Below are 11,145 nucleotides of genomic sequence, written 5' to 3'. Positions count from 1 at the left end.
TCGGGCATCGGGCATCGGGCATCGGGCATCGGGCATCGGGCATCGGGCATCGGGCATCGGGGGCCAATCAGGAAAGAAGCGACGACCGCTACCGAGCTGCGTCGTATCTGGATGGTCGATGGCCATAGCTACGTCACGCGCACCGCGCCGTCCCGTGGGATGATCGTTTTGCAGTTCATTCGGGCTCATTTCGCTCAAGGAACTCGGCAGAAGGACATTTGCCGCAGGGCGTCGGGCATAAGGCCTGGCGGGTCGGGTAATGGAGGCTTATCGGGATAGAAGCGACGACCGCCCAGCTAGCCGCGTCGTGTCCGGATGGTCGATGGCCAATTGGTACGTCCGGGTCGGGGGGGGGGGCCGTCCTTCCTGTTGGATGGGCCGTTTGCATTATCCGGGCTCACTTCGCTCAAAGAACCGGCCGATGGACGCTGGCCGCATGATGGCGTCGGGCATTCGGCATCGGGCTTTAGCCGAAGGGCGTCGGGCGTTGGCGGCCAATCAGGATAGAGACTGGGTCGATGGACGTTGGCCCAATGGCGTCAGGCGTGGGGCTAATCAGAATAGAAGCGACGACCGACGTCGAGCCGCGTCGCATAGTCCATGGCCAGTTGATCCGTCAAGCGCACGGGGCCGCCCTGTTGGATGGATCGTCTTGCTTTTCATCCATGCTCAGCGCGCTCAAGGACATAGCGCCATTGCTCGATGGTCGCCGCGCGCGGTCGGGAGTGGCTGAAACCTTGTCTATCAGACGGAAACCCAATTTGGTCAGAATACGGCCCGATGCCGGATTGTCGGCGGCATATCCCGCTTTCAGGCGCGCCAGGCGCAGCTCCCGGAAGCCAAAGCACGTCAGCGTCTGTGCAGCCTCCATGGCAAAGCCGTTTCCCCAAGCCGCGCGCTCCAGCCAATAGCCGAGCGTGCCCTGATCGTCAGCGACGCTGTCGAGATCAACAAGACCGATCATCCTGCCACCGTGGTCCACGGCAAAACGATAGGCCGTTCCATTTGACCATTCGCGTTCGTGGCTGCCGAACCAATCGGTCATGTCTTGTGCGACAGGCGGAAACGAAGCCCGGCTGAGCATTTGTGCAACATGCCAGTCGGACTGAATTTGGACCGCCCGGGCTGCATTGGTCCGTGAGGAGGGCCGCAAGCAAAGACGCCGGGTCATCAGTGGATCGCGCGATATCGACATGGACCGTTCCATAGGCGTTCAAGGTGTCGCGGGGCTGATCATGGCACCGGGCGCCGGCGCTTGATTTGGGCGATCCGCTCGGTATCGCCGGCCTGGAGATAGCGGCCGCGCTCGAGGATTTCGAGCGTATATTCACTATAGGTCAGTCCGAGCGCCTGGGCGCGGCGGGCGCGCATGCGGGCAATATCGAAGGGTACGTCGTTCCAGGCGGCGCGGGTCGCGGCCTTCCATTCGAAGTATTTGCCGATGCCATGGCTGCCCCATTGGGGTGCTCGGGGATCGTCGAGGGGTGGGCCGCCATTGTGGCCCGGGGGCAGGGGGATGGACACAGGCAGCATGCTGGCACGAGCAAGTAGCGATTTCCAGCCCCGCCCGGAGCCGCGCATGTGCAGATTTTGCCCCGATGCCACATTTTACGCGCTTGCGGCGTTGACGCTATGCAGGTGGCCTGCTTTCAGGGCTTTCCGCATTCCGTAATCAAAGGCTGAGAGTGACCATGCGCTTACCAATTGCCCTGCTGCTGTTCGTGATGCTGGTCCCCGGATCGGCATCGGCGCAGACGCTGCCTCTGGTCACCGAAACCGCAGCGCCGGCCGATAGCGGCGTCGACGAGCTTATCAGGATCATCGAAAACGACGATACGCGGGCGGCGCTGCTGGAGCGATTGCGACAATCTGAGACTGCGGAGGCTGTGCCGGCCGAGCGGCCAGCGGATTTGAGCATTGCACGGCAACTGGCCGAATATACCCGGCATGCGGCCGAAGGCGTCTCGGGCACATTGCGGGCGTTGGGACAGGTCTTTGACAGCCTGCGCGGCGGCTTTAGCGGCGATGGCGTCGATCTTACGGCTTTGAGAGATATCGCCATCGGCGTCTTGATCGTGGCTGCGGCGCTGGTCGTGGGGTTGCTGGGCGCGCGGATCGTCGTGGTCTGGCTGCAGCGCAAGATTGCCGCGCGGGTGGCGGGCAAGCGCTGGTATGTGCGACTGGCCGGAGCGCTTGGCGCAGCGGCGCTCGATCTGGGCTCGATCGTCCTGATCTGGGCGCTTGGCAATATCCTGGCGTTGAGCGTCACCGGAACGCCGGGCAGGATGGGGATCAACCAGTCGCTGTTGCTCAATGCGTTCCTCCTCGTGGAAATCAGCAAGATGGTGCTGCGTACCCTGTTGCAGCCGCGCTTTGAGGCCCTGCGCCTGTTGCCCGTGGGCGACAGCAATGCCGCCTATTGGTCGTTCTGGCTGGGGCGCATCATCTCGCTGCTCGGCTATACCTTCATGTTCGTCGCGCCGGTGATCTCGGCCAATCTTTCAAGCACCGTGGCCGGTGCCGTCCAGGTGCTGGTGATGGCGACCGCCGTGACCATCGGCATCACCATCGTGCTGCAATGCAAGGATGGGGTGCGCACCTGGCTGGATGATCTGGCGCGCAAACGCCAGAATGACGGGCTGGGGCAGTTGCTGCTGCTGGTCGGGCGGTTCTGGCATATGCTGGCGATCGCCTATCTGGTGGCGCTGCTGATCGTGTGGTTCGCCAATCCGGACCAGGCGCTGCCGTTCATGCTGGGCGCTACGGTCCAGACCGGGATTGCGGTGCTGGTGGGCGTACTGGTGGTGATGTTCATTGCCCGGTTCGTCCAGGCGGGCCTGCACTTGCCGCAGGACATCAAGACGCGCCTGCCGCTGCTCGAGGCGCGGCTGCATGCCTTCGTGCCGCGGGTTATGGGCATCGTGCGGTTGATCGCAATCGTGGGCGTGGTGCTGGCGGTGGCGCAGGCCTGGGCGCTGTTCGATTTCGTCGGCTGGATTTCCAGCGATCGCGGGCAGCAGGTGGTGGTTTCGGTCAGCTCGGCATTGCTGATTATCCTAGCGTGTATCTTTCTTTATGTGGCCGTCGCATCATGGGTGGAATTTCGGCTCAACAACGCTGCCGGGGTCGCGGCGACCAACCGTGAAAAGACGCTGCTCAACCTGTTCAAGAATGCCTTCACGATCGCGCTGGTGGTGTTCGGGGTGATGCTGGCGCTGGCCCAGATCGGGGTCAATATCGCTCCCCTCCTCGCGGGTGCGGGGGTGCTGGGCCTGGCGATCGGGTTTGGCGCGCAAAAGCTGGTGCAGGACATCATCACCGGCATCTTCATCCAGTTCGAAAACGTCATGAACGAAGGCGATGTCGTGGAGGCGGCGGGCAAGTCCGGCGTAGTGGAAAAGCTCACCATCCGCTCGGTGACCATTCGCGACATGAGCGGGACGGTGCACCTGATCCCGTTTTCCTCGGTGGACCAGGTGAGCAACATGGTGCGCGGATACTCGTTTTACGTCGCCGAGATCGAGGTGGCCTATGACAGCGATATCGAAGCGGTCAAACAGACCCTGCGCGACGCCTTCTCCATGGTCATGGACAGCGAGCACAAGAGCGTCATCCTCGATGATCTGGATCTGCAGGGGCTGATCGCCATCACGCCGGCGTCGATGACGCTGCGGGCGCGGATCAAGACCATTGCCGGCCAGCAATGGGGCGCCGGGCGGTATTTCAGCGAACTGGTGATGAGGCTGTTTGCCGAGCGCAACATCCAAGTGCCCACGCCCAGGGTGTCCTATGTGCCCGGCACCTCCGGTCGCGCGCTGCCACCGGTGGGCGAACAGCCATCATCCTGACCGCCTGAAGCGCGGTACGCCGTCCGGCCACGGCCTTGTGATCGGGCCGGCGATGGTCAGAAGCCTTGGCCTTAAGGCGATCTTAATTGGATGGGTTAAAATAGGCTATCCGCGGGGTGGCCACTTATGCCGTAACCGGCGGATGGTTGGCGTCACGGTGGTGACGTGTTTGCTGGGTATCACGAGGCTCATCATGGTGCACAAGACGGGCAGGCGTTCCGGGTTTTCGAAAGGCATTGCGGCCGTGCTGCTCGCGGGGCTGCTGAGCGCGGGAGCCGTGCCGGCCGCCTTGGCCAACAGTGCGGACTTCGTGCGCGGACTGTGGCCACTGGCGCAGGCCAAGGGGGTCAGTCGAGAGGCCTTCGAGGCCTCGTTCGCGGGCTATTCCATGATCCCCAGGCTGCTGGAGCTGACCCGCAAGCAGCCTGAATTTTCCCAGACGGTAGCGCAATATATCGCCAAGCGGGTGACCGACGCGCAGGCGGCCAAGGGCCGCGCCATGCGGGCCGAGTGGAACGACACCCTGACCGGCGCCAAGCAGCGCTATGGCGTACAGCCGGAAATCGTCTTGGCGATCTGGGGCATGGAAACCAATTTCGGCGGCTTCATGGGTGGCGAAAACACCATTTTTGCGCTGGCGACGCTGACCGAGGGCGGCTATCGGCCCGATTATTTCCGCAGCGAATTGCTGACGGCGTTGCGCATCGTTTCGGACGGGCATGTGCGGCCCGCCAACATGGTCGGCTCATGGGCCGGCGCGATGGGGCATACCCAGTTCATGCCATCGAGCTTCATGCGCTACGCGATCGATTACAACGGCGATGGCCGCAAGGACATCTGGAACTCGGTGCAGGACGCGCTGGGATCGACCGCCAATTACCTCAAGGCCTTCGATTGGCGCCCGGGCGAAACCTGGGGCTATGAGGTGCATCTGCCCTCGGGCTTCAATTATGGCGCGGCGCGCGAAATGGGCAAGGCGCCGATCGGGCAATGGCAGCAGATGGGCATTACCCGGATTTCGGGCAAGCCATTCCCGCGCAGCAGCGACGTGGCGCGGCTTTACATGCCGGCGGGAGCAAGCGGGCCGACATTCTTGCTGTTGCACAATTTCGATGTGATCAAGCGCTACAACAATTCGGACAGCTATGCGCTGGCGGTTGGCCACCTGGCGGACCGGATTTTGGGCGGGGCGGAGTTCGCCGCGCCCTGGCCTGCCAATGACTATGCCCTCGATGCCAGCCAAAGGCAGGAGTTGCAGCGCCGTCTCAACCAAGCGGGCTTCAATGTGGGCACGCCGGATGGGGCCATCGGGCCCAAGACACGCGCGGCGGTCATCGCCTATCAGCAACAATCGGGCCTGCCCGCCGATGGGTTCGTGTCCGGTCGGTTGCTGGATCGGCTCAAAAATTAACCTTTCGTTAACCCTATGGGATCACCCTGACGGGGCTTAAGTAGAGGGCAGGCAGGCTTCGGATATTGAGGCGCCTGCCCTCGCCCATTTCCCATGACCGCTGGCGGGCCCCTGGGCGCAGCCGATCACGAAGCCGCCAGAAGGCAGCTTCGGTCACACATTGTCCGGCTTCGTCCGGCATGCCCACGCTCCCGGCTTTTCGTTTGATTGTAGTGCTCATGACCAGATTGCCTGTTTCGCGTGTTTTCCGGCCGCTCATGGTGGCGCTGCTGGTGTTGTTGGCCGTACAGGGCCCGACCGCTGCCATGTCGGTGATGGACCCGTTCAACCTGCCGGCATCCATGGACGGGGGAACGGCCAAAGTGGGCGATGGCATCGCCTATGCGGACGGAGCGCGCCACAAGCTTGACGTGTATGCGCCCCAGCAGCGCGGGGCCCCAGCCCCGGTGGTGTTTTTCATCTATGGCGGTGGCTGGAACCGGGGCGAGCGCAGCGACTATCAGTTTGTCGGGCGGGCTCTGGCGGCGCGTGGCTTCGTCGCGGTGATCGCCGATTACCGCCTGGTGCCTGAAGTGCATTATCCCGAATTCCTCGAGGACAATGCCAGCGCGCTCAAATGGGTGCAGGACAATATCGCCAATTATGGCGGGGATCCGGCGCGGCTGTTTCTGGCTGGGCATTCGGCAGGTGCCTATAATGCGGTGATGCTGGCGCTCGATCCCTCGTTCCTGCAGGAATATGGCGTGACCATGCCGATCCGGGCCGTTGCGGGCCTCTCTGGGCCCTATGATTTCTACCCGTTCGAATATGACGAGGTGCGCAATGCGTTTGGCGCGGCGTCCAATCCTGAGGGAACGCAGCCGGTCAATCTGGTGACCAGCGATGCGCCGCCAATGTATCTGGCGACCGGCACCGGCGATCCGATCGTGCGGATGCAGAATACCGAGCATCTGGCGCGCGCTATGCAGGCGCGCGGCGTGTGGGTAACCACCAAGTTCTATCCCGGCTTCGGGCATATGGAGCCGGTCATCGCCTTGGGATCGCTGTGGCGCTGGCGGGCGCCGGTGCTGGACGACATGACGCTGTTCTTCAACCAGTTCGGAGCTTTTCCCAGCGGCGTGCCCTATCTTGCCGTCGTGCCCGAGCCGCCGGCCGAGGTCATCGAGCCGATGGACGATATCATCGCCCAGATGGACGCAATGTTTCAGCCGGTCAGCAAGTAGAGGGCGAATCGCTGTAGCCTTGGGGCATGAGCGAGCATTTGCGATATGCCGGAACCGGGGAGCCGACGCAGCGCCGTGTGCTGGAGGAGATCATCCGAGCGCAGCCGGTGCTGATGGCCGTGCTTGAGGGCATGCTCGATCTGGGCCTGCCCGACGGGTTGCTTTGCTCGGGTGCCATCTATAATTCGGTGTGGAATGCGCTGAGCGGGCGGCGGGCGCTGACCGGCATCAAGGACGCTGATGTCGCTTACTTTGATGACGGCGATCTGTCCTATGAGGCGGAGGACGCGGTGATCCGCCGCGCGGCGATCCGCTTTGCTGAGGTGCCGCTGCCGGTCGAAGTGCGCAATCAGGCGCGGGTGCACCTATGGTTTCCGCAAAAGTTCGGCACGCCCTATCCGCAATTGCGCAGCAGCGCCGAAATGCTGCGATATTTTGCTTCCAAGACCCATGCCGTGGCGGCGCGGCTGGAAACGGACGGGCGGATGAGCATCTTTGCGCCGTTCGGGCTCGATGACATCTTCGCCTTCCGCGTGACACCCAACGCGGCCTTGGACAATCGGCATACCCATGAGGCCAAGGCGGCGCGCAGCCGGCTGGTATGGCCTGAGTTGACCGTGGTGCCCTGGCCTGATGATGTGTAGCAGTCGCCCTTGGCGTTGCTGCATCGACCGCGCCGTTATTCGGCTTCGTCCGCCGGGGCCGAATTGAGTTGGCCGTATTTCTGTTCGCCGATCTTGCCGAGCAGGTCGAGCTGGGTTTCGAGGAAGTCGATATGGCTTTCCTCGTCGGTCAACAGCGCTTCGAACAGGTTCTTGGAAACGTAGTCGCCAATACTTTCGCACAGTTCGCGCGATGCCTTATAGGCGTTGCGGGCGTCGTATTCCCCGGCTAGGTCGGCTTCGAGCACTTCCTTGATCGTCTGCCCGATTCGCAGCGGGGCGATGCGTTGCAGATTGGGGTGGCCTTCGAGAAAGATAATGCGCTCGATCAGGCGATCGGCGTGATGCATTTCTTCAATCGACTCAGCGCGCTCCTTGGCCGCCAGCTTCTTGTAGCCCCAATCGTCGAGCAGACGAAAATGGACCCAGTACTGGTTGACCGCGCCGAGTTCGAGAAAGAGGGCTTCGTTAAGCCGCTCGATGACTTGTGCTTCGCCCTTCACGACGATTTCCACTCCGTTGCTGCTTCAGCTTTGCCAGCCGGGTTTCGAGCGCGATGAGCTCACCCGGCGAACTGGCCTGCTGGGAGTGGTAGTTCTCGGTGACGCGAACGATAATGTCCACCACATTTGGCACGCAGCCGCTGCATTTGGCGCGGCGGGCAAGCTCGTGATAGACCTTGGCCGGCACGACCAACTGCCACGGATCGGCCTTGAGGAGCGACAGGACGATGTCCTCGATCTCCCGGGATGTGATCATGTTACATTGGCAGACGAGCATAATCGTGCGGTTCTGTGGACAGGTAACCGGGGCATAAAACGGCGGCGATACCTGATTGTCAATGTCAGAAAATGTCGCGGTGGTCACAACCGGCGGCGCGGTTCAGGCAGCAACTGCGGCGACCGCGCTGCTGCATTGCGGAAACCGTTTGCGGCCGTGGCGCGTATCTGTTGCTCCTGTTTGCGTGAGCGCCTCATGGCCGTGTCCCTTCTTGCCATCATCAATGCCCTGTTGCCCAAGGACCGCGAGTCCGCCAAAATCGCCGCCGACGTGGCCTATGGACCCGGGGCGCGTCATCGGCTCGATATTTACGCGCCGGCCGGAAGCGGGCCGTGGCCGGTGGTGTTTTTCATTTATGGCGGCTCCTGGAGCGACGGCAGCCGGCACAATTACACATTTGCCGGACGGGCCATCGCGGCTCAAGGCTTCGTAACGGTGATCGCCGATTACCGGCTGGTGCCGGAGGTGGAATATCCGGCCTTTCTGCAAGACTGCGCCGACGCGTTCGCCTGGACTGCGCACAATATCGCAGGTTATGGCGGAGATGGGGACCGGATGGCGCTGATGGGGCATTCGGCAGGGGCCTATAATGCGGTCATGCTGGCGCTGGACCCGGCCTATCTCAAGGCCCGTGGCGTGCTGGAGCGCGTCAAGGCGGTGGTTGGGTTGTCAGGGCCCTATGACTTCCTGCCGTTCGACGGGCCGATATCGCTGCGGGTGTTCGGCGCCGTTCGGATGCCCAGGACGACCCAGCCGATCAACCTGGTCAGCGCCGAGGTGCCGCCGATGTGGCTGGCCAACGGTACCGAGGACACTTTGGTCGGCCCGCTCAATGCCAAGGCGCTGGCGCGCCGATTGCGGCAGGCGGGGGTAGAGGTCGGCGAAACCTATTATCCCAAGATTGGGCATGCGCATCTGGTGATGGCGCTGGCACGGCCGCTGCGCGCCATGGCGCCGGTGCTGGCGCAAAGCACGGCCTTTCTCGCGGCCCGGCTGGGGCAATAGGCAGATCAATTGTCGACCGCACTGTCTTGCCGCCGTCGCGGCGAGGCGGTTATGACTATGGTGCGGCATCGACGAGGGAGGATCGCGGATGATTGGCTTGGGCAAGATGGTTTTGGGTAAGGCGCTGCTGGGCTCAGCGGTTCTGGCGCTATCGACCTCCCTGGCATTGGCCGGGCCGGCATTCGATGCTTGTGCGGCGGCGGCATCCAGCCAGTTCGAGCCCGGTTTTGAAAATATCGGCCGCGACCTGTCGGCCATCGATGCCGACGCAGCCATAGCAGCCTGTGAAAAGGCGCTGAAGGAGGAACCCAATTCGGTACAGCTCACCGGCTGGCTGGCGCGCGCCTACTTCGCGGGCGGCAATTCCGCCAAGGCCGTTCCCTTGTTCGAAACGGCAAGCGCGGGGGGCAATGTGGTGGCGCTGTCGATCTATGGCGACATGTTGACCACCGGCGATGGCGTCGAGCAGGATGCCGCGCGCGGGGCGCAGTTGCTGACCCAGGGGGCGGAGGCCGGCTTTGCCCTGGCGCAGAACAGCCTGGGGCTGAGCTATGACTTTGGCGAAGGCCTGGCGCAAGATCGGGCCGAGGCGGCCAAGTGGTATCGCGCCGCTGCCGAGCAGGGCATGGCCAAGGCCGAATCGAACCTGGGATTGATGTATCAGGACGGCATCGGCGTGCCGCGCGACTATGTGGCGGCGGCGGCCTGGTTCGAGCGCGCGGTGGCGCAAGGCGATGCCTCGGCGCAGGTCAATCTGGGCAAGCTGATCGCCGACGGTCTGGGCCAACCGGTCGATTACCAGCGGGCGGCCGAATTGTACCAGGCGGCTGCCGACCAGGGCGACATGTATGGGCAGAACAATCTGGGTTTTCTGATCGAGAACGGCCTGGGGCAGGAGTCCGATCCCAAGGCTGCCTTTGCGCTCTACCAGCAGGCGGCGGACCAGGGCATGGCACTGGCCAAGCACAATCTGGCCTTGCTGTACGAGGACGGGCGCGGCGTCGCCCAGGATTACGGCAAGGCGCTGGAGCTTTATCGGGAGGCGGCGGAAGCCGGCGAGATGCTGGCCGCGGTCAATCTGGGCCTGCTCTATATGGACGGCAAGGGCACCGCTGTGGACAATGCCGAGGCGTTGAAATGGACGCAGATCGCCGCGGATGCAGGGCAGGTGATCGGGCTCAACAATCTGGGCCATATCTATGAAGAGGGCCTTGGGGTCGAGCCGGACAAGGCGGCCGCGATCTCCTATTATCAGAAGTCGGCCGATCAGGGTTATCAGCTGGCGATCGACAATCTGGCGCGCCTGCGCGGGCCGGTCCAAGGCGGCGGCACGGGCAAGACCAAGCAGAAGTGAAGCTGTGCCCGGCCCTTCAGGCGCCGGGATCGTCGGGCAATCCGGATTTCCTGCGGGCGGCAACGAGGGCGGCCGAGGCGGCGGTGCGGTGGGCCGAGGAAAAGAATTCGCGCTGCGCCAGGACCAGGATGGTCAGCAGGCAAGTCACGATCGTGGCCCATTCGGAGACGAACCAAGCCACCGTCGAGACCGAGAAATAATAGGCGCGAATGCCGGTGTTGAAGTTGCGGGCGCCCAGCACGTTCATTTCGGTGATGGCGTCGATTTCGGCGTCGGAAGTTGGCGCCCCGTGATCAATGGCGCCGAGCATAATGCAGAAATGGTTGAACTGGCGCAGTGACAGCGTGAAGGCGAAAAACGCCAGCACGAACATGGTCAGCATCACCGCCAGGTGGAACTGAACCTGGCCGACGCTGTATTTGGCCCCGAGCTCCAGGGAGTCGAGCGACGCCATCAGGGCCGGAATTTGCCCGAAGACGGCAAAGACCGCCAGGATCAGCAGCACGGCGGTGGACGCCAAAAAGCTGACCGACTGCATGATATTGCCCGACAGGATGGCGTCGAACGGGGATTCGCGGATCGCGGCATTGGCTACCCAGCGGCGGCGCTGCAGGTTCATGATGACCGACAGCGAGGGGCGCAGCTTTTCGATCTGCGGTACAAAGACATTGTAGGCGAAGTAGCAGATCAGCGGAAACAGCGTGGTCAGCAGCGTCATGAGGCCCCGGCAGGACGAGTGTGCGATCCTTTGGTTATAGCGGGTCGGCGGCAAAAGGCGACGGCTGGCTGCTAGCGGCAGCAGCCGTTCAAAAAACTGTCACGTTGCACGCATTTTGGCCTTGAGGTATCGGGGCGGGGGCCC

11 protein-coding genes are annotated in these 11,145 nt (G+C 63.0%); 6 read left to right on the top strand and 5 right to left on the bottom strand.

Going from position 1 to position 11,145, the window contains the following annotated elements; all coding sequences use genetic code 11:
- Positions 1–616: 616 nt before the first annotated feature.
- Positions 617–1,195, bottom strand: a complete 579-nt coding sequence (locus ACFE8X_RS16550) for a GNAT family N-acetyltransferase (protein ID WP_375452596.1) — start codon at positions 1,193–1,195, stop codon at positions 617–619.
- Positions 1,196–1,233: 38 nt separating this feature from the next.
- On the bottom strand, positions 1,234–1,533 hold the full coding sequence (locus ACFE8X_RS16545; protein WP_375452595.1) for a hypothetical protein: 300 nt from the start codon (positions 1,531–1,533) through the stop codon (positions 1,234–1,236).
- Positions 1,534–1,691: 158 nt separating this feature from the next.
- Between ACFE8X_RS16545 and ACFE8X_RS16540 the strand changes: the two genes are divergently transcribed.
- From ACFE8X_RS16540 to ACFE8X_RS16525, 4 genes are all read left to right on the top strand, one after another.
- Positions 1,692–3,848, top strand: a complete 2,157-nt coding sequence (locus ACFE8X_RS16540; protein WP_375452594.1) for a mechanosensitive ion channel domain-containing protein — start codon at positions 1,692–1,694, stop codon at positions 3,846–3,848.
- Positions 3,849–4,041: 193 nt separating this feature from the next.
- Positions 4,042–5,259, top strand: coding sequence for a lytic murein transglycosylase (locus ACFE8X_RS16535; RefSeq protein WP_375452593.1), 1,218 nt, complete (start codon positions 4,042–4,044; stop codon positions 5,257–5,259).
- 218 nt (positions 5,260–5,477) lie between these two features.
- A complete protein-coding gene (locus tag ACFE8X_RS16530) occupies positions 5,478–6,482 on the top strand; it encodes an alpha/beta hydrolase (RefSeq protein WP_375452592.1) in 1,005 nt (334 codons plus the stop codon).
- 26 nt (positions 6,483–6,508) lie between these two features.
- Positions 6,509–7,126 (top strand): nucleotidyltransferase family protein, encoded by a 618-nt coding sequence (locus ACFE8X_RS16525; protein ID WP_375452591.1) that lies wholly within the window; start codon positions 6,509–6,511, stop codon positions 7,124–7,126.
- 35 nt (positions 7,127–7,161) lie between these two features.
- Here the strand turns inward: ACFE8X_RS16525 and bfr are convergent, their stop codons facing one another.
- Positions 7,162–7,647, bottom strand: coding sequence for a bacterioferritin (bfr, locus tag ACFE8X_RS16520; RefSeq protein WP_375452600.1), 486 nt, complete (start codon positions 7,645–7,647; stop codon positions 7,162–7,164).
- Positions 7,613–8,011: a (2Fe-2S)-binding protein gene (locus ACFE8X_RS16515; protein WP_375452590.1), complete on the bottom strand. Its 399-nt coding sequence runs from the start codon at positions 8,009–8,011 to the stop codon at positions 7,613–7,615. The genes bfr and ACFE8X_RS16515 overlap by 35 nt, the downstream gene beginning before the upstream one ends.
- Before the next feature lie 108 nt (positions 8,012–8,119).
- Here ACFE8X_RS16515 and ACFE8X_RS16510 point away from each other — a divergent pair, with 108 nt between their 5' ends.
- Positions 8,120–8,929 carry an alpha/beta hydrolase gene (locus ACFE8X_RS16510; RefSeq protein ID WP_375452589.1) on the top strand — a complete coding sequence of 270 codons (810 nt, stop codon included), beginning with the start codon at positions 8,120–8,122 and terminating at the stop codon, positions 8,927–8,929.
- A gap of 88 nt (positions 8,930–9,017) precedes the next feature.
- Entirely contained in the window at positions 9,018–10,283 is a 1,266-nt protein-coding gene (locus tag ACFE8X_RS16505) for an SEL1-like repeat protein (RefSeq protein WP_375452588.1), read from the top strand.
- Positions 10,284–10,299: 16 nt separating this feature from the next.
- On the opposite strand, the gene ACFE8X_RS16500 is transcribed toward ACFE8X_RS16505, so the two are convergent.
- Positions 10,300–11,001, bottom strand: a complete 702-nt coding sequence (locus tag ACFE8X_RS16500) for a DUF599 domain-containing protein (protein WP_375452587.1) — start codon at positions 10,999–11,001, stop codon at positions 10,300–10,302.
- Between the last annotated feature and the right edge of the window lie 144 nt (positions 11,002–11,145).

The sequence above is a fragment of the uncultured Devosia sp. genome (genome assembly GCF_964244875.1).
In the GTDB taxonomy this organism is placed as follows: domain Bacteria; phylum Pseudomonadota; class Alphaproteobacteria; order Rhizobiales; family Devosiaceae; genus Devosia.
The sequence above is the reverse complement of the archived record's forward strand: the minus strand, read 5'-3'. Positions and strand labels throughout refer to the sequence as shown.